This is a genomic window from Paenibacillus sp. FSL R5-0527 (assembly GCF_038008055.1).
Classification (GTDB): Bacteria; Bacillota; Bacilli; order Paenibacillales; family Paenibacillaceae; genus Fontibacillus; species Fontibacillus macerans.
In genome coordinates, this window is sequence record NZ_JBBOYI010000001.1 from 5,535,230 (window position 1) to 5,555,218 (window position 19,989).

Here is a 19,989-nt window from a genome sequence, read left to right on the forward strand (position 1 = left end):
ATTTCGGACATTTTGAAGCTTCTCTATGACACGTAAATAGTAATTCGCTAAAACTATACATTCTCCTGCATATGTTCCAAAAGTTTTGACAGCACTTCGGCAAAATGTTTGCGATCCTCGTTCGTAAATGGCTTCGGCCCTTTGTGGCGCTGCCCTCCGCGCCTTGCTTTGGCGTGAGCATGCCGCCGCTCCAGCAAACGGTCGATGTTCCCCGGATGAAAGATTTCGCCGCGCGGCGACAAGCTGGAGCAGGATTTGGCCAGTACCAGCGCGGCAAGACCGTAATCCTGGGTGACGACGATGTCTCCCTTTACGACATGGTTCGCGATATACAAATCGGCGCTCTGACTGCTCCGGTCCACCTGAATGACGGCAACTCCGTCCGCCGGCTGCAGCGTATGGTCATAGGAAGAAACCATCACCACCTGAACGCCGTAGCGGCCGGCCGTTTCGGCGATCTCCGCCTTTACCGGGCAGGAGTCCCCGTCCACGACAACGCGCATAATCACTCGCCTCGCCTTCCCGGGAATGTACCTTGAATGCTACCCGCGAAACTATTCTAACGGTTGCCGCAAGCGTTGTTTGTTCCAAAAACGTTGATTTCGAATTCTAACGGTTGCCGTTGCGCTTATTTCACTTTACCCCGGCTAATTTCGCTTGGATTCAGGCAAACCGGGGCACAACCGTTAGAATTCAGAAAAGGTCTATTTGCGGAAAATAGCGCCTGCTGCAACCGTTAGATTTCCGGCGGGCGATCGTACGATTTGAAAACCTGAGCTGATGCGGAAAACTAGGAGTTGTCCGTTGCTCTCGCCGCTACTTTAAGTTCCGTTCTACCAAACCAATTTGCCGAAATCGGCGAATGCCTTGAGATCCTCGTCGATGGCGGCGAGCAGCGCCAAACGGTTCGTGCGGATCGCTTCGTCTTCGGCCATGACCATGACGGCATCAAAGAAAACGGTGATAGCGTCCTTCAAACCACTGATTACGTCAAGCGCCTCAGCGGCATTCCGCTGGGCAAGCGCCTCGCGGTAATTGTCCGTGATCGCGCGCCATGCCTCGTACAGCGCTTGTTCCGCCGGTTCTGCGAGCAGATCGGAACGGACTTTCTCGCCGGTCGCTTTGGCGGCCAGGTTGCTGACCCGCCCGAACGATTCGACCGTCAGCTTAAAGTCCGCTTGGGTCGTTACGGCATCCATCAGCGCGTTCCCCCGGGCAACGACGGATACAACATCATCATATCCTGCGGCGATAACGGCATCCACGACATCGTAACGCAGGTTGTCGGACAGCGTTTTTTTGACGCGAAGCCCGAAGAACTCCAGCAGATCTTTCAGGATTTCCTCTTCCCCGCGTTTCAGCCCCTGGAATTGCCGGTGGGTTTCCAAGGCGATTTTGAAAATATCCGTCAGCAAAATCGGCAGCTTGTGCTCCAAAACGATCTGCACGATGCCGGCCGCTTGACGGCGCAATGCGTATGGATCCTGGGAGCCCGTCGGAATGATCCCGATCGAGAAGCAGCCGGTAATCGTGTCGATTTTGTCGGCGATGCTGACGATGGAACCAACGGTGGACGCAGGCGCCGCATCACCCGCGAAACGGGGCTGATAGTGCTCGAAAATTCCCCGGGCGACCGCTTCCGGCTCCCCGGCTTTGCGGGCGTAATCCTCGCCCATCACGCCTTGCAGCTCGGGAAACTCGTAAACCATTTGCGTTACGAGGTCGAATTTGCAAATTTCCGCGGTGCGCGCGGCCGCTTCGGCCGTGCCGCTGTCGGCGCCGAGCAGGGCGGACAGCTTCTCCGTATTGCGGCGAATGCGGCGGACTTTGTCGCCGATCGTGCCGAGCTCGTCATGGAACACAATGCTTTCCAGCTTGGACAACGCGTCCTTAATCGCCAGCTTTTGGTCTTCCTCGTAAAAGAACTTCGCGTCGGACAACCGGGCCCGCAGCACCTTTTCGTTCCCGCGGGCGATGACGTCCAGGGAAGCGTCGTTCCCGTTGCGGACGGTAACGAAATAAGGCAGCAGGCGCCCCTGGCCATCCAATACCGGGAAATAACGCTGATGCTCGCGCATCGACGTGATGAGCACTTCCTGCGGAATGTTCAGGAACGATTCCTCGAACGTGCCAAACAGCACAGTCGGCGTTTCGACCAGGAACAACACTTCTTCCAGCAGATCGTCCTTCACCGCGATATGCCAGCCTTTTTCCTTGGCCAAGGCGTCGATTTGGCTTTGGATCATGTTTTGACGTTCATTCACGTCGGCGATCACGAACTGGGCGCGCAGCGTGTCCACATACGCCGCCGGCTCATTGATGATGGCTTCGGTACCGAGAAAACGATGGCCGCGCGTAACGTTGCCCGATTTGACGCCGACGATTTCCAGGTCGATCACATCCTTGCCGAACAAGGCCACTATCCAGCGGATCGGGCGTACGAATTTAAAGTCGTAGCTGCCCCAGCGCATGTTTTTCGGAAAATTCATCGCCTGCAAAATGCCCAGCAAACCTTCGGCCAAAATCCCCGCTGTCTCCACGCCTGTGCGGCTTTTGCTGACATAGACATACTCCGTGCCGGCAACCTCGCGGAACATGAACTGCTCCGGATCGGCCCCTTGGCTGCGGGCGAATCCGAGCGCCGCTTTGCTCCACCCGCCGTTTTCATCCAGCGCGATTTTGCGCGACGGCCCCTTGACTTCCTCGTGCACATCCTCCTGCTTTTCGGCTACATCTCTTACCAGTACGGCCAAGCGGCGCGGCGTGGCGTAAGCTTCAACGGCGCCGTGGGCAATGACCGACTCCTCCAGCCATTTTTCCGTCCGTTCCTTCAACTGCTCCATCGCTCCGCGGATAAAGCGGGCCGGCATTTCCTCTAAACCGATTTCAAACAGCAGATCTTTAGCCACGTGCAGCTCCCCCTTTCTGAAGCATCGGGAAGCCGAGCTTCTCGCGCTCCTCCAAATACGTTGCGGCGACTTGCCGCGACAAGTTCCGCACCCGGGTGATATAACCGGTCCGTTCCGTTACGCTGATCGCGCCTCTGGCGTCGAGCAGGTTAAACGTATGCGAGCATTTCAGCACGTAATCGTACGCCGGGAACACCAGATGCTGCTCCATCGCCTTCTCCGCTTCCTGCTCGTACATATTGAACAGCGTAAACAGCATTTTGACGTCGGAAATTTCAAATGTATATTTGGAATGCTCATATTCCGCTTGATGGAAAACGTCGCCGTAAGTCGTACCGTCCACCCACTCCAGCTCGAACACGTTTTCCTTGTCCTGAATATAGGAGGCCAGCCGTTCCATCCCGTAGGTGATTTCCACCGCGACCGGATTCGCTTCAATCCCGCCGACCTGCTGGAAGTAGGTGAACTGGGTGATTTCCATCCCGTCCAGCCACACTTCCCAACCGAGGCCCCACGCGCCGAGACCCGGATGTTCCCAGTTGTCCTCGACAAAACGGATGTCATGCTCCAGCGGATTAATGCCGAGCCGTTTCAAGCTTTCGAGGTAAATTTCCTGGATGTTGTCCGGAGACGGCTTAAGGATGACCTGAAACTGGTGATGCTGATACAGCCGGTTCGGGTTCTCCCCGTAACGTCCGTCGGCCGGACGCCGGGAGGGCTCCACATAAGCTACGTTCCACGGCTCCGGACCGATCGCCCGCAAAAAGGTCATCGGGTTGAGCGTACCGGCCCCCTTCTCCACGTCGTACGGTTGTACGACGATGCAATTTTGTTCCGCCCAAAACTGCTGCAGCGTTAAAATCATTTGCTGAAAATTCATCTACCACATCTCCTTTGCACTATAGAGGATGCCCAAAACAGAGCGGAGCGGACTCGGCCGGCGCCGAAAAGCTCGTCGTCCTGGGCTTTGGAACTTGGAGAAGCGCCGCCCGTAAAACAAGGCTCAGCCGCTCCCGTATCAGCCGATCGTAACGAAGCAAGCCAAAAAGCCCCCGCCTCCTACGCCTGCTGACAGACGTAGGGACGAGAGCTGAAAGTTCCCGCGGTTCCACCCTACTTGATTTGCAACCGTTTATCGTTCATACGTGCGACTTGCGCCAAAGCACGAACCCGGTAGGCAAATCCTCTTTTCACGATCATTTCATGCTCCCGGGGCGCCGTTTCGCGAGACCATCCGGCCAGGCTCCCACCATCCCCAGCTCGCTTCAAGGTAGGCAAAAAAACAACTTTTGATCACGAAGTTATTCATGAGGCTTACTCGGCATCGAATCTTGAATTCAGCAAGGCCTTCCGTTGCTCACGTACCCAAAACGTACGCTCCGCTACTCAGTCCCAGCTTCATCCAACCTTCTCGGTGCTGAAAAGCTGATTTTTTGCCAAAACCAAAGCAGATTCCCATCTCGCTACTTTTCCCGTTCAACGCATGGCTCCAAAAGGAGAAATTCTTATTTATAATATATGATTTAAGGCCGTTCGTCAAATCTCGTATTTATCCAGCTGATCGAGGAAATTGCGCGATTTCAGCTTAAGGCCAAGCTGCATGTCCATAAAGGCCCGCATTACCGTTTTCAGTTCCTGCTTCGTTTCATCCTTAACGTTTGCGTTGCCGAGCCTGCGCAAATCCATTTTTACGAACAGCGACAATAGCTTGTAAGTACCGGGCGTCACTTTCATCGCCGCCGGGTCTTGGTGCCGGCATCCGCTGCACAGCTTTCCGCCCAAGCGGGGGCTGACATACAGCGACTCATCGGTTCTCCCGCAGGCAATGCAGCTGGCGAAAGAAGGACCGTAGCCTGCGGCCTGCAGCATTTTCATTTCGAACAAATGGGCGACGATTTGCGGGTCCTTCCCGGACGCAAGCGCGTCGAGACAAGCTTTTAATTGCGTGAACCAAAAGCTCCCGACCTCCTCGTCCTGCAAGGTCCGGTCCAGCAGCTCGCAGACATAAGAAGCATAGGCCGCCAAAAAAAGGTCCTCACGCAAAGAAAAGTGAGATTCGATGATCTCACCTGAATTCAGCGTTCCGAGCCCGCCGTTTTGACGAAAGAACACATATTCACCGTACGTAAAGGGCTGGGTCAGCGCCGCATGCCGGCTTTTCACCTTTTTGGCTCCGCGCGCCAGAACCCCTACTTTACCGTGGCTTTCCGTGCATAAAGTAATGATTTTATTGCCTTCACCATAATCCATGCTGCGGATGACGATTCCTTCCACCCTGTAAAGCATGATATTTCCCCCAAACCGTCCTGGCTGCTTCTCCCCGATTCTTCACTCCGGTCACTCGGCCTCTTCTTCCAAGACCAGCTCTTCGGCCGCGGCCTCCTCGTCGGAACTGCCGCAGGCTTCTTTATACAGCAAGTAAGCATCGACATCTCCTGTCATCGCAAAATACTTCCACGAAAAATCTCGCATTCGTATTCATCCTTTCTTCGGAAATGACGCCTGCATCTTCAAAGAATAGGATGTGCCGAAGGACCGGAACTATGCGTTGCAATAACTCCCAGTATAGAATACGCCGGACTTAAGCACAGGCTTAAGGGTCCTGGTGGAAGCCGAGATCCCGCAGAATCCGCTCCTGATTGCGCCAGTCTTTTTTGACCTTCACCCACAGCTCCAGAAAAATCTTCGAGCCCAGCAAATTTTCGATATCCTGGCGGGCCAGCTTGCCGACTTCCTTAAGCAAGGCTCCCCGCTTGCCGATGATGATCCCTTTTTGCGAATCGCGCTCGACGAAAATGACAGCCGAAATATAGACGACCCCGTTCTCTTGCACGCGCATGTCTTCGATCGTCACCGCGATCGAATGCGGAACTTCCTCGCGCGTGAGATGCAAAATTTTCTCGCGGATCAACTCGGCGCACACAAACTGCTCCGGATGGTCGGTCACCTGATCCTCCGGATAATATTGCGGTCCCTCCGGCAAATATTTGCCGATTTGCTCGATCAGCGTGTTTACGTTGTTGCCGAGCTTGGCCGAGATCGGCACGATTTCCGCAAACTCGTACAGCTTGCGGTATTCCTCCATGATCGGCAGCAGCTGCTCCGGCTCGACGCGGTCGATTTTGTTCAGCACGAGAATGACCGGCGTTCCAACACCCTTCAACCGTTCGATGATAAAGCGGTCCCCGCCGCCCAAACCTTCCGCGACGTCGACGAGCAACAGCACCGCTTCCACCTCTCCCAGCGTGTTCAGCGCCGTCGTGTTCATATAGTCGCCAAGCTTCGACTGGCGTTTATGGATGCCGGGGGTATCCAAAAAAACGATCTGCATCGATTCCGAGGTGTACACCCCGTGGATTTTGTTCCGTGTCGTTTGCGGTTTGTCGGACATGATGGCGATTTTTTGGCCGATAATGTGGTTCATCAGCGTCGATTTGCCGACGTTCGGCCGCCCGACGATCGCTACGAAGCCGGATTTGAATTTCGCTTTTGACATAAGCCTGTTGTTCCTTTCGTGTAGTGACTTGGCAGTGACTTGGCGGGTTACTTCCCGGACTCCTCCAAATGCGAAGGAGCAAAGGCGTACGGAAGCAGTTCGCGAACCGTCGTATGGCGGACATCGCCCCGCAGGTTGCCGAGAATGACCGGCATGTCCGGACCGCACAGTTCAAGCATCACCTGGCGGCAAACGCCGCAGGGAGCGACGGGGTCGTCCGTGTCCGCGACGACGGCGATCGCCTGAAAGCTGCCAGGACGGTGTCCGTCGGCAATGGCGCGAAACACGGCCGTGCGCTCGGCGCAGTTCGTCGGGTTGTAGGCGGCGTTTTCGATGTTGCAGCCGCGATGCACATGTCCGCGCTCATCGAGCAGCGCTGCGCCCACGCCAAATCCCGAATATGGGATATAAGCCGCTTTACGGGCCTCTATAGCTTCTTGAAGCAGTTTTTCGTAATCCATAACCATATCATCTCCTTAAATGAACAAGATAACAAGGCCCAACACCAAAAACGGCGTTTGACCAAGCGATCAGGCGCACATCTTCAGGCTAACCTGTTCATCCTTCCAGTGCGATGGTACTTGGACCGAAGGGCCCCAGGCAAGCGGGATGCCGCTGAATATTAAAGCAGGAGTCCGCCGATAAGTCGGCGGCGCTATTTGGTATTTCACCGAGAAAACCGGCAAAAACCAGGCTGCCCGAAAAACTCCAGCGAAAAACTTAAGGGCAAAAAAGGGCGTTATTTCAGCGGTATCCGTCCATTTGAGAGAAATAGAGGAAATTCAAGTCGCTATTTGCTCAAATCGTAAGGAAATACCCACGTTTGGGACTATTTATAGGTAAATAAGGACAAAAAATGTCGCTAATGGGGATTAATATGCTGCCACTCCGGATAATAAGAACACAAAGTTCCGCTATTTTGAAGGGCGGAGGGTTCGTCGTTCCAGTTGCCGTCCGGTTCTGGCTCTAGTTGCCGGGTGTCATGCGCCGATTTCTAGGTTTCAGCCGAACCAAGCGTGAAACCAGGCTATAACCGGCCGGTAGAAGATCAATACCCCGATCACGACGGCAAAAACCGCCGCAGCCAACACTGCCCCGGCAGCGGCATCCTTGGCCAGTTTGGCGAGAGGATGCCGCTCCGGGGTGATGAGATCGACCGCCGCCTCAACGGCCGTGTTCATTAGCTCGAGCGATATCACCAAAGCGATCGTCAGCAGCAGGACGGCGATATCGCGGGGCGGAAGCCGAAAATACAAGGAAGCCGCGATCACGAGAACGGCGGCAAAACAGTGAAACCGCAAGTTCCGCTGCGTCTTCAGCGAAGCCGCAATCCCGGCGAACGCATACCGGAACGAAGCGCCCCACCCGGCTCTGGGCTTCATCAGCGCATCAGCCCTACCTTGGCCAACGCCGCTTCCTGCTTGCCCATCATTTCCGCTTCGCTCGCTGCGTCCTGATGATCGTAGCCGAGCAAATGCAAAAAACCGTGGACGAACAAAAAGCCAATTTCGCGTTCGATAGAATGCCCGTACTCTTCGCTTTGCGCCTTGGCCTTTTCGACGGAAATAATGATGTCGCCCAGCATATCGGCCAAATCGTCCAGTTCTTCGTTTTCTTCAAGCTCATAAACGATTTCAAGCTCCTCGTCCAGCGACTCGTTCATCGCAAACGACAGGACGTCGGTCGGGCGGTCGATCCCGCGGTAATCCCGGTTCAACTCGTGAATGGCGGCATCGTCCACGAACGTCAAAGCGACTTCCCCTTCGGTAATGCCCTCGGCTTCCCCGGCGATCTGCAGCGCCCGATCCAGCAAATCGATCAGGTCCTGGCTGATCTCCATTTTATCTTGCTCATTGCTCCAAGCCAGTTGTAGGCCCATTTACGCCCTGCCCCCTGTCCTTCTCTTCATTCTGTTTGTTTTCCTGGCTTTTCTTAATCTCCTCCGGATATTCGATCCGGGAGTGGAAGATTCCCATGACGGTTTCCTTCAGCGTCTGGGCGATGATATCCAGCTCGCGCAGCGTCAAATCGCATTCGTTGAACTGGTGATCGTCCAGCCGGCTTTTGATGATTTTCTCGATCATCGATTCAACCTGTTCCACCGTCGGCTTGCGCAGCGAGCGCACCGCCGCCTCCACGCTGTCGGCGATGCCGACGACGGCCGCCTCCTTGGACTGGGCTTTGGGGCCCGGATAGCGGAAATCCTCTTCGGTGAAGTCGGGCTCTACCCCTTGCTCTTCAGCCAGGCGCAACGCCTTGTGGTAAAAATAATGCAAAAAGGTCGTTCCGTGATGCTGCTCGGCGATATCGCGAATCGGCTTGGGGATTTTATATTCCTTCTGCATTTCCGCGCCGTCCCGGGCATGGGCGATAATGATCGATTTGCTCAGTTTCGGATCGATGAAATCATGCGGATTCTCCATATTGTTCTGGTTCTCGATAAAATAACTCGGCCGCTTCGTCTTGCCGATATCATGGTAATACGACCCGACCCGGCAGAGCAGCCCGTTGGCTCCGATCGCCTCCGCGGCCGCCTCCGACAAATTGCCGACCATGACGCTGTGATGGTACGTTCCCGGCGTTTCCGTCAGCAGCTTACGCAGCAGCGGGTGGTTCGGGTTGGACAGCTCCACCAGCTTCAGCGCGGACAAAATGCCGAACGTCACCTCGAAAAACGGCATCAAGCCGATGACCAGGATCGTCGTTAACAGGCCCCCCGCCACGGCAAAACCCAAATCGTACAGCGTGCTGGTTTGCGTCCAGTCGTTGTTGTCAAGCAGGGTCAGCGAAAAGACGGCAAACGAACCGAACAGGCAAATCATAATTCCCGCTTTGAGCAGCGTCGACCGCTGGCTGGCCCGGTGAATGGCGAAGATCGAAGCAAAGGAGATGACCAGGGCGAAAAACCCGAACTTGAAGTCAAAAATCTCCCCTTGATGCACATTCAAAATGATGCTCGCCAACACGCTGAACAGGATGGAGCAAATATAAGCCAGCGGCACTTCCAGCAGCAGCGTGATCAGCATCGCCCCCGTGGCGATCGGCGCCAGATAGCCGATGTACGAATGCTGCTCGTCTTGCAATAGGTTGATGACATGCATCGAAACGATCGTAATCAAAATAATCATCAGCAGCATGACGAATTGGGCGTTGTTGTATTTAAACCGGCCGGTTCCTTCCGAATGGCGGATATACATAATCAGCCCCGTCGCCATCAGCAGGGACAGCAAAGTCAAACCGAACTGCGGCGAATAGTCGACCTCGTCCTTCAGCAGCCCGTTTTTCTCCAGCAGGGTGTACATTTCCTCGGTGATTTTCTCACCCTTTTTAACGAGGACATCCCCTTGCTTAATATATACGGTAGGCGTATTTTCGCGCGCTTCGACCTTGGCCGCCTTCGTCGCTTCCTCATCGTAAAACTTGTTGGCCGTAATCGACAGGCGCGCCAGTTCCTGCACAACTTCCCGGGAGGTCCGCTTGCTCAGGGAACTCGTGCTGACCATTTCCGCCACCTTGGTCCGGGCCGTCTGAGCGTCCACGATCGGATCAGCCGTCAACCGGGCCACGATGTCGGCCGCCACCGGTTTCATTTCGTTAATGTCTTCGGCGGTCAACCGCGGAATTTTGATGAATGTTTCCTCGGAAATATGATATTGCTGTTCATCGATCCGCTGGGTGACTTCCTCAAACAAGGTCGCCGAATAAGCGCTGTTGTTGCGGTTGTTCATAATAAAAGTTTGAACGTAGTCCTTAACGCGCTGCGGCAGCTCTTCGCGGTAAATTTGGATTTTGTCGTCTGCGGACACCTGATCGTCCTGATTCAGCCGGAAAATCCGGTCCAGCAGCTGGCCGACCAGCGCTTCATTGCGAAGCGGCAGGATCGTATAAACTTGCCCGACCTTCTCGGCCGCGTCCTCCTGGGCCTTCAGCGTCGCTTTGGTGTCCGGGATGTCCATCGGCGCCAGAATTTCTTTGTCGCTGGGCAGCCCCACGGCGATGTCATAGGTTTCGGGCAGCAGTTTGGGCGCCATGCCGGCATACAGCATAACAACAAGCACCGCGTACAACAAATAACGCACCGTTGTGCTATGTTTCCATCCCGCAAAGGTGGATTGAAACGCGCCTTTATTTTGCTGATCGTTATTCGTCATAAAGACAGCCCTCCTGCTTACCCTTGATTTTCAGCAGCACGGTCATATGCAACAATGATTTTCTGTACCAGCGAATGGCGGACAACGTCCGATTCGGCAAAATAAACGAAACCGATCTCCTCGATGCCGCTTAAAACCGCTCTGGCTTCCACCAGCCCCGACTTCTTGCCTTTGGGCAAGTCGATCTGCGTAACGTCTCCGGTAATGACCATCTTGGAGCCGAAGCCAAGGCGGGTCAGGAACATCTTCATTTGCTCAGGCGTCGTATTTTGGGCCTCGTCCAAAATGATAAACGAATCGTCCAATGTCCGGCCGCGCATATACGCCAGCGGCGCGATCTCGATCAAGCCCCGCTCCAGCGCTTTGGCCGTTTGCTCCGGCCCCATTACGTCATAGAGCGCATCGTAAAGCGGCCGCAGGTAGGGGTCCACCTTCTCCTGCAGATCGCCCGGCAAAAAGCCGAGGCTCTCTCCGGCCTCCACCGCGGGCCGGGTTAAAATGATCCGTTTGACCGTTCCTTCCTTCAGCGCCGCGATCGCCAGCACAACCGCAAGATACGTCTTCCCCGTACCGGCCGGACCGACCCCAAACACGATATCCCGCTTCTTGATCGTCGTGACGTAATGCTTCTGTCCGATCGTTTTGACGCGGATCGGCTTGCCCCGGTAGGTGACCGCAATTTCGCCTTTATATAGATCAAGCAGTTGATCCGCCCGGAAATCCTTGGCGAGTTCGATCGCATAGAGGACGTCCCTTTCGGTCAACACGTACCCGTTGCGAATCAGTTCAAGCAACACCTCAAACAACTGCTCCACTTTCTCCGCCTCATGCTGTTCGCCGCGGATCGCAATTTCCGATTCGCGCAAAACGACGCCTGCGCGCAAATGCTCTTCGATTAATTTCAGGAACGCGTCCTGGGGTCCAAATAAAGCAAGGCCTTCCCCCGCGCTCTGAAGCGGTAACTTGATGCTCACCAGTTGTTCAGACAAATAGCCTCATTCTCCTTGATCTTGTACTATCGGAAGTTCTTCCGCAATGTTTTGCTCTACTTCAAAATGCACTTTCATATAAACTTTACCATTGTCTGTGTTCTCATGCAAAATTTTTTGATTCATAATGACGCTGTCCACGCCGTATTTGGCCAAAATATCCCGTTTCGCCCGCTCGATTCCCTCCTGCTTGGCCTGCTCCGCAGTCCGTTTCCATTCCATTTCCGTCGTTTCCAGCACCTTTTCGGTCATCCAGCCGATCGGCAGTTTGAACTTCCTCCAGGTGAGCGGATCAAGCTCGGTTAATGTCTCCGACTGCTTGAACGGAATTTTGCCGTAACCGGTGAGTTGGATCGCCGTATTTCCGAAATACAGGAACCCCCGCTGCTTTCGTTCCCCGGTGTACACTTTCTGTTTATGCAAAAGCGGAACCTCGATCTTGTATTCATGCCATACGATGCCGCGCACCACACCTTTGGAGACGACGGCCTTCCCGCCTTGGAAACCGGATACGAGCACCTGACCTTTTTTGACCCGGTCGTTTTTACCCACTTCCGGCTGGCCTTTTTCCGCGTATATATGGGAAACGACCGCATCGCTTTTGCTGACGAGATGGCGCGGGCTGAGCAGCGTTTGTTCCTTCGGCTTGGTCGCCTCCACCACCTGAATCGTGATCCGCGTGCCTGTCCGGGAGACGCCGACCCAGGAAGTCCCCGGAAGCTTGCGCGTCAACTCCGCCGACAGCTTGTCCTGTTTGGGCAGGCGAAAAATCCACTGAAACGGATAAAGCCCTTCCTGCTTGGCGGCGGCCAGCACGTCCTCGGTGGCGATTTTTTCGTTGCCCTGGACGTTGATGTCCCATACCAGCGAGGATAAACAAAAGATCGACGCGATAAAAAAGGCAAAGCCGGCGATAAACGCTTTTCTTTTCCGGACCCGCGTCAAAATAAAAGGCAGCCCTGACCGTCCTTTGACCGACATCCGGCAGCCTGTCCGTTTTAAAAAGGGACGCAAGCGAAAAAAATCGGAAAGCCCCACTTTCATTTCCATTTGTCCTCCCGGCAAAGGCATTACGTCCCAGACCTCGATGCCTTGTCCGGCCAGCTCGTTGACGAGCTGTTCGATCTTCTCCCCGCGGACCAGGATGGTGACGACGCCGCGCAGCTTGGTGATGGCCGGTGATCTCACGTTTTACTCCTCCATTCCTCGATATTTAATGCCGAATATTCGGCCCTCAATAACCACTTCCTCGGGCATGATCGCTTTGATGACCAGCTCCTTGCCCTCTACCTCCAGAGTGCCTTGGCTTAGCGCCAAATGCAGCTCCTCGGGAGAAAAGTGGACGACGCCCCGGTGATTCTCTATGTACAGCTGCTGACCTCCGATCAAGGTGAGCCTCGGCAAATCGTATACAAGGTCGCTGGGCAGGTCGAGCGCATCGACCGTCCATTTGCGGATTTTGCGGACAAACTGGCTCATATGAGGCAATCCTCCTTCCCCTACTGTACAAATTATGCGGGGGTTCGCGGATTTATGAAAATGGAAAAAATCCCGCCCTCTCCAGGAGAACGGGATTAAATGCGTGTTCAAACAGCCCGGCTTTTTCAGCACCGGCCAACATAATGAAAAAACACCCTCTACATCGTCTATAACGTAGAAGGTGTTCGTCTGTGAGTTATTGCAAAAGCTGTTGAACCGCCTGGTTTACGAGCTTGCCTTCTGCCCGGCCTTTGACCTTCGGCATGAGCGCGCTCATCACTTTCCCGATATCGGCTTTCGAAGAAGCACCGGTTTCCTGGATGGTCTGCTGTACAATGACTTTAATTTCTTCTTCGGTTAGCTGTTCGGGAAGGTACTCAGCAAGGATCTTCGCTTCCGCTTTCACTTGTGCGGCAAGATCGTCGCGACCCGCTTTTTCAAATTCTTGGAGGGCATCTTTGCGCTGTTTGATTTCACGACTAAGGATATCAAGCACTTCATTATCGTTCAAAGTTCTTTTCAAATCTATTTCAAGATTTTTCATCGTAGCGCGAACCATTCGTATGGTGGAGAGCTTGAACTTGTCTTGATTCTTCATCGCTTGCTTCATATCTTCGTTCAATCGCTCGCTAAGATTCATAGCAGCTAAATCCTCCTAAAACTTTCTCTTACGAGCAGCCTCGGACTTTTTCTTGCGCTTTACGCTTGGCTTTTCATAATGCTTACGTTTCTTCACCTCAGCCAATACTCCATCTTTCGCGATGGAACGTTTAAAGCGACGAAGTGCAGCATCAATTGTCTCGTTTTTGCGAACTTTAGTTTCAGACACCAGTTTTCCCTCCCTCCGACCAGACCGTCCAAGAGCATAACACGGTTCATCAAACTTCATTATAGGGGAAAGTGAAATAGAGTGTCAACCTTCTAAATGCCCTTTACAGCGCATGCGAGTCGGAAGATTGTGCCAAAGCCCCCAGCTTCGCACCGCCAAGCAGATGGTAATGGATATGCTGCACCGCCTGTCCGCTGTCCGGGCCGCAATTGTTGATCAAACGGTAGCCGCTTTCGGCGACGCCAAGCTGTTTGGCGACGCCCTGGGCGATCCGGTGCATTTCGCCGATCAGAACAAAATCCTCCGGAGCGACCTCGTTCATCGAACCGATATGCTTCTTCGGAATGATCAGCACGTGCACGGGCGCGGCCGGCTGAATATCGCGGAAAACGAGAAACCGCTCATCTTCGTAAACTTTGCTGGACGGAATCGATCCTTCTACGATTTTACAGAACAAACAGTTGTCCATTTTGATCCTCCTAATTTCGGTTGTCATTTCACGATAGATCCATCATACCGAAAAAAGGCAAAAAAAAGAAGCACCCTGCTACTCCTATAAGAGTCGCTGGTCGCACGGACGTATTGGACGGAAAAACAGGAATCTCTCCTCACCAATACGTCCGGCGGGGTGCTTGCAAAGTGATGTCGGCTTAACTGTAGTATAACAGCGGGGTGTTACTGTATCTGTGATCTTTATCACCTAAAAAATGAATTTCCCTTTACTTACACAAACTGTCTTGTATCATTATTTCTTCCTATTCGTCTGCACCGTCTTGAAAGCCTGATAGTCAGGAACCTCACCAATCCGGTAATGAAACGTGCGCTCCATGTCAACAGCGGCGCAAAGCACCAATCCACCAGCAAATAACACAACGATACTTGAGGCATAACGCTTAAAACCGGCCAGTCGGATCGCTTCATCCAGCGGCATGGAGAACAGATACAGGGCCAGGATGCCGGCATAGCACAGTACAACCACCACATTCAGTGCAATCAGCACTTTTCCAAAGATTCCACTTTTTCTTGAAGCACCACATAGGCCACAATCGAGGCTGCAATCGCCGCAATTTGAAAAATCAAGGCCCAGAACAGGTCTGGTCGATATCCACGCTGGATTTCAAGAAGAGCACCAGGATCTCCCACTCCATATCCACCATCCCTTGCCGGGAGATCACGGTGTTACTGCCCGTATACGCAATCGCATTGGACGCATTGCGCAGAATATTCACCTCGCGGGAGAAGAAGTCCTGTTCATTCGGGATTTCTTGCTCTGCATACAGATTGAACTGGAACAGATCCGGGTTATAGAAACTTTGCGGTGTCTGAACCAGTCCCAGTTTAAAGGTTGGATCATCTCATCCTCGCGGCGGAGCCGCCATTCTCCATTTTCTTCGATATAACATTGCAAAAATGAAGGAGGTCATCCGGTTGCCCAGCAAGGACTTCGGTGGGATTCCTCCCTCGCTGGAGTTCCTTACGCCAAGAACCAGTGCATCAGGATGGCGTCTAGCCTCCACAGCAAGACGGTATACATCCTCTGCAGCATGGCGTAGTAGGACACAACCGTTCTCATGGAGTTCCTCGAAAATCGACTGGTATGCTTCATCAGATCCATCGTCCACAATAACGATTATTGAGGGTATACCATCGAAAGGGTTGGCAGTAAACGAATAAACCGTAACCTTTTTGGTAAAAATTTCGGCTGAAATTTTACATAAAAACAGCTCGTTTTCGCCTCTGTTTGAAGAGTGTAAACTACTCTTCATTTCTACCATAAATGGAGTCGATTGGTGGTATGCTGATGAGTAACCAAAGCCCCTCCGGATTACGGAGAGGCTTCCTGTGGATGTGTCTTAATCATCTCTATTTATTACTATTTTACTCGGGCTCTATCTTGAGCCCCTACTAGCTTCAGTCTGAACTAAATTTTTAGAATTAGTTGATTAATAATTTGGGTTCCTCATTTGCAGGCCCTACGATCGTGTTTCCGCCGAAACTGAGATGCTGACCATACTTCTCTACTATAAAGTCGTTAAACGATCCGTCTGCATCCACTGTGGCAATGACTGTGGGAGCCCCTTTTTTGGTGAACGTCATTTGGTCCTTGTCCCATGCATTTGTCCCTCTTGCTCCCTTATATCCTTTCAAATCCAGATTTAGCATCGTTTTTGCATCTCTCATTGCATTTTTCATTAATGTATCCAACGTCAGCTTCTTGATCTTTGCATCTTTCGCTTTTTCTTTCTTCTGGAAGTCTTCGTAGTTATCTATGCTTTTACCATTACTTTGATGTACGCCTGCTTGGAGCAGTTCCAGCGTTTGATCCTCAATTGCAAAGCTCACATCCATTGTTTTTGATTTATACTTATAGTGATACACATTTGGTTTGCCATCAAGGACAAACACACGATCCAACTTAGCCCCCTGCTTGACCTTTCCATTGGTAAGCTTGGATAATACCTGAGCAGCCTTTTTCTGCACGCTTGCCGGGGCAGCGTCAGGTGCATAATTTACGCCATGTACCTCGCCATTCTCTTCCACATAAACTTGTTTATTTTGCTTGGCATTCGATGAGATTGTACCCACACTGTAGATTGACTCTGAGATACTCACATATTTCGGTTCTTCCCCCGGGAACAAAGCTTCCCACGTTTCCTTCAGTTTGGTTTGATATTTCCCACCGTTTAGATCTTCATAATTGATGTTAATACCGATATTTTCGAGCTTTCCATTCTTTTTATAAGTAATAATATCGTCCTTGAAGTTCTCTCTTTTAAAACTCACAATATCTTTCATGGCCGTTCCCTGAATTAACGTATACGTATTCCCTGTTAGCTCTTTAAGTTTATCCTGAGCCTGCTGCATAAGCTTCTGATCAAGCTTAACATCCTGTGAAGCATTGATATTTGCCGTGTTAGGTGCGGCCTGAACAGGTGTTTGGCATCCCAGCAAACTTCCTGATAATAAGGCTACCCCGACCATAGGGAAAATTTTCTTTTTGTTCATATCAATGAACTCCTTTCTTTTGCTACCTCATGGTTATAATGAAATATCAGTCAATTAACAATTTGAGTTCTTCATTTGGGGGACCTACGATGGTCATTCCGTAAAAATCGATTTCCTGATTATACTTATCAATAATAAAGCTGTTAAACGATCCGTCTTTGTCAAATCTAGCAGTAACTGAAGGAGCCCCTTCTTTGGTGAACGTCATATGATTCTCGTCCCATGCATTTGTACCTCTTGCTCCCTTATATCCTTTCAAATCCAGATTCAACATCATTTTTGCGTCTTTCATTGCGTTCTTCATTAAAGTGTCCAATGTCAAATTCTTAATCTTTGCACTCTTTTCTTTTTCTCGTTCCTGAAATGCTTCATAATTGTCTACACCTTTACCATCGGTATGATATACATCTGCTTGGAGCAGTTCCAGCGTTTGTTCTTCAATTGCAAAGCTGACTTCCATAGCTTCTGATTTATACTTATATTGATACACATTTGGTTTGCCATCACGGACAAACATACGATCCAACTTGGCACCCTGCTTGACCTTTCCATCGGTAAGCTTGGATAATACCTGAGCAGCCTTCTTCTGCACGCTTGCTGAGGCATTGTCAGTAGCATAATTTACGCCATAAACCTCGCCATTCTCTTGCATATAAATTTGCTTATTTTGCATAGCATTCGATGAGATTGTACCCTCATAATAGATTGACTCTGAGATATTCACATATTTCGGTTCTTCCCCTGGGAACAAAGCTGCCCACGTTTCCTTCAGTTTGGTTTGATATTTCCCACCGTTTAAATCTTCATAATTGATTTTAATACTGATTGTTTCGAGCTTTCCATCAGCTTTATAAGCAATAATATCGTCCTTGAAGTTCTCTCTTTTAAAATGGATAGAATCTTTCGTAGCCGTTCCTTGAATTAACGTATACGTATTTCCTGTCAATTCTTTAAGTTTAGCCTGAGCCTTTTGCATAAGCGTTTGCTCAGATTTAGCATCTTGCTCAATGTTCACATCCACGTTGTTATACGTATTAGCTTGAATCGGTGTATCATATCCAAGCAGACTTCCTGATAATAAGGCTACTCCGACGATAGGAAAAATTATTTTTTTGTTCATATTAATAAACTCCTTTATTTTTTATTTTGCTTACCCACAGCTTTTTAATGGAATGCTTCAGTCACGTTGAAATGAATCTATAGAAAAACAGTAGTCATCACCCCCTCTCTCTGCCTTAGACCGAGCAGCAGCACGTTCAACTTGCTAGGCAATACAGCTTAAGCCATTTTAATTCAGCCTGATCTCTGCATTCCTTGGTTAGTCCGTTCCTTTTTCAGATAGCTGCTTCAGCTCAATTTTAATTGAATAGATCGTTCCTTTAGAGGTGAATAGCGCAGTCACGTCTGGAGAACCCGCTTTTGTGAAAGTTAATGTATCAAACCGTGATTCAAGTTTGGATACGTTATAATCAGCCAAGTCCAAATTCATCCATGCTTTAGCTTGTTTCACTGTTTCCTCACGGATCTTGTCCAGCTCAATTGCTTTTGTTTTCTCGACTAAATCATGATATTTATTTTTATCATTCAATTTATTAAGTTGATCCGACAACGGAAAAGCTACAATCCTTGCGATCTGATTCGTATTTTTTTGTACATCAATGAGGACAGAACCCTTGTTTGTGTTGTACACGAACTTATACACCGGGTTTTGATTGGGCCTTAAAATCATTTGACTTACTGACCGTTTACTTTGTTTAAAATCCCCAACTTTATTAAAAGCTTGGTCCGCTGCATCTTTTGCAGCATCTGGAACCTGCTTCTCTTCAATCGTTTGTTGCGCATAATACCAGTGACCTTGGTCAAATTCGATGGATCTGTTTTCATTTCGCGCCTCTATGTGAAATGTGTCCTTCTTATATTCGTACATAATCACATCATTAATTCCTTCTCCCTGGGGAAAAATCTCATTCCAAACCCTTTGCAACTGGCTTTTAAACTCTTGGTCCTCAATGTCATCAAAGCGAATCCTCCCCGTATGAAAATACTTATTCCCATCCAAATCTCGCGCATAAAGTGTACCTACCTTCTCATTTGGATTTATTTTCATTTCTTTGACAAAAGGATTGATATATTCAAGCAATGATAGCCGCTCTATAGTTTGAGCCATGACAGGAGTTAGAAACACACAAAAAACAACCAATGCCGCTGCGATGACTCCCACTCTTCTTGTGAAGACTGGCTTTTGTGGTGGCACGCTTTTTGATTCAAGTTTTTCTACAATCTTTTGACTCACGCTGTGCTCTGGCGTCTCCGTATCCCGAATCATTTGCTCCACCTGTTGAATACTTAGAGTTTTAGATGGATTTGGTGATTGACGCATTCACTCTTCCTCCTTCATTAACTTCCTTCGTCTGTAGTTTTTTGCGAAGGCGTTCATACTTTTTGCGCACAGTTGCTGGTTTCATATTCAACATTTCACTAATCTCGTCAAAGTGATATTGATGAATCGCCCGGAGAACTAATATATGTCTCTCTTCGATCGTCAGTAAATTTAGAAAATCCTTCAGTGTAGTTTGACTGTCTATTTGCTGAGTCGAGGTCTCAGGCTGATCATATTTATAACGATCTATAAAACGAAACCACCTTTTTTTGCCCCGGATTTGATTCAGACTGTAATTGTAAGCAATTTTGTACAGCCATGCCGAAAAACTCATATTTGGACGATACTTATGTATCTGTTCATACACTCTAATAAAGATTTCTTGCCTAGCATCCTCGGCTTCTTCCTTGTTTTTGAGCATATGGTAACAATAGATATACATCGGTTTTTCATAGTTTCTTATAATTGAAGCGAAGGCTTCCTTATCACCAAGTTTAGTCCTTTCAACCAGCATCTCAATTTCTCCTGAGTTTGCTTCATACTCTCTGTAGTCTTTATCCAAAATTCATCCCCCTCCTGCCTACACTCTTAATACACCTAAGCAGCTCATTTTGTGACAGCAACATCAAAAATAATACTTGGTAACATCATCGACCTTGAAATGATGAAAAAGAAAAAGAATATTTACGGGTATAAAACACTATTATTTCTCGATGTGATTCCCTACATTGAATCACAAAGATAAAAGAA

Annotated in this window: 22 protein-coding genes; all 22 read right to left on the reverse strand. The window is 50.4% G+C overall.

Annotated features, from left to right (window positions below; translation table 11 throughout):
• Positions 1-53: 53 nt before the first annotated feature.
• The 22 genes from NYE69_RS24605 to NYE69_RS24710 all read right to left on the reverse strand — a co-directional run bounded on the left by NYE69_RS24605 (position 54) and on the right by NYE69_RS24710 (position 19,801).
• Positions 54-503: a YaiI/YqxD family protein gene (locus NYE69_RS24605; protein WP_036627858.1), complete on the reverse strand. Its 450-nt coding sequence runs from the start codon at positions 501-503 to the stop codon at positions 54-56.
• Between the two features lie 330 nt (positions 504-833).
• Entirely contained in the window at positions 834-2,909 is a 2,076-nt protein-coding gene (gene glyS, locus NYE69_RS24610) for a glycine--tRNA ligase subunit beta (RefSeq protein ID WP_316560773.1), read from the reverse strand.
• Entirely contained in the window at positions 2,902-3,789 is an 888-nt protein-coding gene (glyQ, locus tag NYE69_RS24615; RefSeq protein WP_036621322.1) for a glycine--tRNA ligase subunit alpha, read from the reverse strand. Before glyQ ends, glyS begins: the two co-directional genes overlap by 8 nt.
• A gap of 656 nt (positions 3,790-4,445) precedes the next feature.
• A complete protein-coding gene (gene recO, locus NYE69_RS24620; RefSeq protein ID WP_340928298.1) occupies positions 4,446-5,195 on the reverse strand; it encodes a DNA repair protein RecO in 750 nt (249 codons plus the stop codon).
• A 51-nt stretch (positions 5,196-5,246) separates the two neighbouring features.
• Positions 5,247-5,381, reverse strand: coding sequence for a YqzL family protein (locus tag NYE69_RS24625; RefSeq protein ID WP_128634493.1), 135 nt, complete (start codon positions 5,379-5,381; stop codon positions 5,247-5,249).
• Positions 5,382-5,502: 121 nt separating this feature from the next.
• Positions 5,503-6,405, reverse strand: coding sequence for a GTPase Era (gene era / locus NYE69_RS24630; protein ID WP_340928300.1), 903 nt, complete (start codon positions 6,403-6,405; stop codon positions 5,503-5,505).
• A gap of 47 nt (positions 6,406-6,452) precedes the next feature.
• Positions 6,453-6,866 (reverse strand): cytidine deaminase, encoded by a 414-nt coding sequence (locus NYE69_RS24635; protein WP_036621317.1) that lies wholly within the window; start codon positions 6,864-6,866, stop codon positions 6,453-6,455.
• A 540-nt stretch (positions 6,867-7,406) separates the two neighbouring features.
• The gene (locus tag NYE69_RS24640; RefSeq protein ID WP_340928301.1) at positions 7,407-7,787 is read right to left on the reverse strand and encodes a diacylglycerol kinase family protein; all 381 of its coding nucleotides are present in this window, start codon (positions 7,785-7,787) and stop codon (positions 7,407-7,409) included.
• Positions 7,787-8,284, reverse strand: a complete 498-nt coding sequence (gene ybeY / locus NYE69_RS24645) for an rRNA maturation RNase YbeY (protein ID WP_340928303.1) — start codon at positions 8,282-8,284, stop codon at positions 7,787-7,789. Before ybeY ends, NYE69_RS24640 begins: the two co-directional genes overlap by 1 nt.
• On the reverse strand, positions 8,256-10,556 hold the full coding sequence (locus NYE69_RS24650; protein WP_340928304.1) for an HD family phosphohydrolase: 2,301 nt from the start codon (positions 10,554-10,556) through the stop codon (positions 8,256-8,258). The genes ybeY and NYE69_RS24650 overlap by 29 nt, the downstream gene beginning before the upstream one ends.
• Positions 10,557-10,573: 17 nt before the next feature.
• On the reverse strand, positions 10,574-11,545 hold the full coding sequence (locus NYE69_RS24655; protein ID WP_340928305.1) for a PhoH family protein: 972 nt from the start codon (positions 11,543-11,545) through the stop codon (positions 10,574-10,576).
• 6 nt (positions 11,546-11,551) lie between these two features.
• Positions 11,552-12,733, reverse strand: coding sequence for a sporulation protein YqfD (gene yqfD, locus NYE69_RS24660; protein WP_340928307.1), 1,182 nt, complete (start codon positions 12,731-12,733; stop codon positions 11,552-11,554).
• A gap of 3 nt (positions 12,734-12,736) precedes the next feature.
• A complete protein-coding gene (gene yqfC, locus NYE69_RS24665) occupies positions 12,737-13,024 on the reverse strand; it encodes a sporulation protein YqfC (protein ID WP_340928308.1) in 288 nt (95 codons plus the stop codon).
• Positions 13,025-13,220: 196 nt separating this feature from the next.
• The gene (locus NYE69_RS24670; RefSeq protein WP_340928309.1) at positions 13,221-13,664 is read right to left on the reverse strand and encodes a GatB/YqeY domain-containing protein; all 444 of its coding nucleotides are present in this window, start codon (positions 13,662-13,664) and stop codon (positions 13,221-13,223) included.
• A gap of 15 nt (positions 13,665-13,679) precedes the next feature.
• Complete coding sequence (gene rpsU, locus NYE69_RS24675; RefSeq protein WP_005547957.1) at positions 13,680-13,853, reverse strand: 30S ribosomal protein S21; 174 nt, start codon at positions 13,851-13,853, stop codon at positions 13,680-13,682.
• 103 nt (positions 13,854-13,956) lie between these two features.
• Positions 13,957-14,322 carry a histidine triad nucleotide-binding protein gene (locus NYE69_RS24680; RefSeq protein ID WP_340928311.1) on the reverse strand — a complete coding sequence of 122 codons (366 nt, stop codon included), beginning with the start codon at positions 14,320-14,322 and terminating at the stop codon, positions 13,957-13,959.
• 276 nt (positions 14,323-14,598) lie between these two features.
• Positions 14,599-14,853 carry a hypothetical protein gene (locus NYE69_RS24685; protein WP_340928312.1) on the reverse strand — a complete coding sequence of 85 codons (255 nt, stop codon included), beginning with the start codon at positions 14,851-14,853 and terminating at the stop codon, positions 14,599-14,601.
• Positions 14,847-14,996 carry a hypothetical protein gene (locus NYE69_RS24690; protein ID WP_340928313.1) on the reverse strand — a complete coding sequence of 50 codons (150 nt, stop codon included), beginning with the start codon at positions 14,994-14,996 and terminating at the stop codon, positions 14,847-14,849. The genes NYE69_RS24685 and NYE69_RS24690 overlap by 7 nt, the downstream gene beginning before the upstream one ends.
• Before the next feature lie 792 nt (positions 14,997-15,788).
• Positions 15,789-16,859 carry a hypothetical protein gene (locus tag NYE69_RS24695; RefSeq protein ID WP_340928315.1) on the reverse strand — a complete coding sequence of 357 codons (1,071 nt, stop codon included), beginning with the start codon at positions 16,857-16,859 and terminating at the stop codon, positions 15,789-15,791.
• A 46-nt stretch (positions 16,860-16,905) separates the two neighbouring features.
• Complete coding sequence (locus NYE69_RS24700) at positions 16,906-17,979, reverse strand: hypothetical protein (protein ID WP_340928317.1); 1,074 nt, start codon at positions 17,977-17,979, stop codon at positions 16,906-16,908.
• 198 nt (positions 17,980-18,177) lie between these two features.
• Positions 18,178-19,239, reverse strand: a complete 1,062-nt coding sequence (locus NYE69_RS24705; protein WP_340928318.1) for a hypothetical protein — start codon at positions 19,237-19,239, stop codon at positions 18,178-18,180.
• Entirely contained in the window at positions 19,214-19,801 is a 588-nt protein-coding gene (locus NYE69_RS24710) for an RNA polymerase sigma factor (RefSeq protein ID WP_340928319.1), read from the reverse strand. The genes NYE69_RS24705 and NYE69_RS24710 overlap by 26 nt, the downstream gene beginning before the upstream one ends.
• Positions 19,802-19,989 lie beyond the last annotated feature (188 nt).

What these genes read in the sequence shown, in the direction of transcription:
- glyQ (WP_036621322.1), bottom strand. Translation starts at nt 3,789, where the DNA reads ATGAATTTTCAGCAAATGATTTTAACGCTGCAGCAGTTTTGGGCGGAA.
- ybeY (WP_340928303.1), bottom strand. Translation starts at nt 8,284, where the DNA reads ATGGGCCTACAACTGGCTTGGAGCAATGAGCAAGATAAAATGGAGATC.
- NYE69_RS24695 (WP_340928315.1), bottom strand. Translation starts at nt 16,859, where the DNA reads ATGAACAAAAAGAAAATTTTCCCTATGGTCGGGGTAGCCTTATTATCA.
- NYE69_RS24680 (WP_340928311.1), bottom strand. Translation starts at nt 14,322, where the DNA reads ATGGACAACTGTTTGTTCTGTAAAATCGTAGAAGGATCGATTCCGTCC.
- NYE69_RS24670 (WP_340928309.1), bottom strand. Translation starts at nt 13,664, where the DNA reads ATGAATCTTAGCGAGCGATTGAACGAAGATATGAAGCAAGCGATGAAG.
- NYE69_RS24635 (WP_036621317.1), bottom strand. Translation starts at nt 6,866, where the DNA reads ATGGATTACGAAAAACTGCTTCAAGAAGCTATAGAGGCCCGTAAAGCG.
- recO (WP_340928298.1), bottom strand. Translation starts at nt 5,195, where the DNA reads ATGCTTTACAGGGTGGAAGGAATCGTCATCCGCAGCATGGATTATGGT.
- yqfC (WP_340928308.1), bottom strand. Translation starts at nt 13,024, where the DNA reads ATGAGCCAGTTTGTCCGCAAAATCCGCAAATGGACGGTCGATGCGCTC.
- NYE69_RS24700 (WP_340928317.1), bottom strand. Translation starts at nt 17,979, where the DNA reads ATGAACAAAAAAATAATTTTTCCTATCGTCGGAGTAGCCTTATTATCA.
- NYE69_RS24605 (WP_036627858.1), bottom strand. Translation starts at nt 503, where the DNA reads ATGCGCGTTGTCGTGGACGGGGACTCCTGCCCGGTAAAGGCGGAGATC.
- NYE69_RS24625 (WP_128634493.1), bottom strand. Translation starts at nt 5,381, where the DNA reads ATGCGAGATTTTTCGTGGAAGTATTTTGCGATGACAGGAGATGTCGAT.
- NYE69_RS24640 (WP_340928301.1), bottom strand. Translation starts at nt 7,787, where the DNA reads ATGAAGCCCAGAGCCGGGTGGGGCGCTTCGTTCCGGTATGCGTTCGCC.
- era (WP_340928300.1), bottom strand. Translation starts at nt 6,405, where the DNA reads ATGTCAAAAGCGAAATTCAAATCCGGCTTCGTAGCGATCGTCGGGCGG.
- NYE69_RS24650 (WP_340928304.1), bottom strand. Translation starts at nt 10,556, where the DNA reads ATGACGAATAACGATCAGCAAAATAAAGGCGCGTTTCAATCCACCTTT.
- NYE69_RS24705 (WP_340928318.1), bottom strand. Translation starts at nt 19,239, where the DNA reads ATGCGTCAATCACCAAATCCATCTAAAACTCTAAGTATTCAACAGGTG.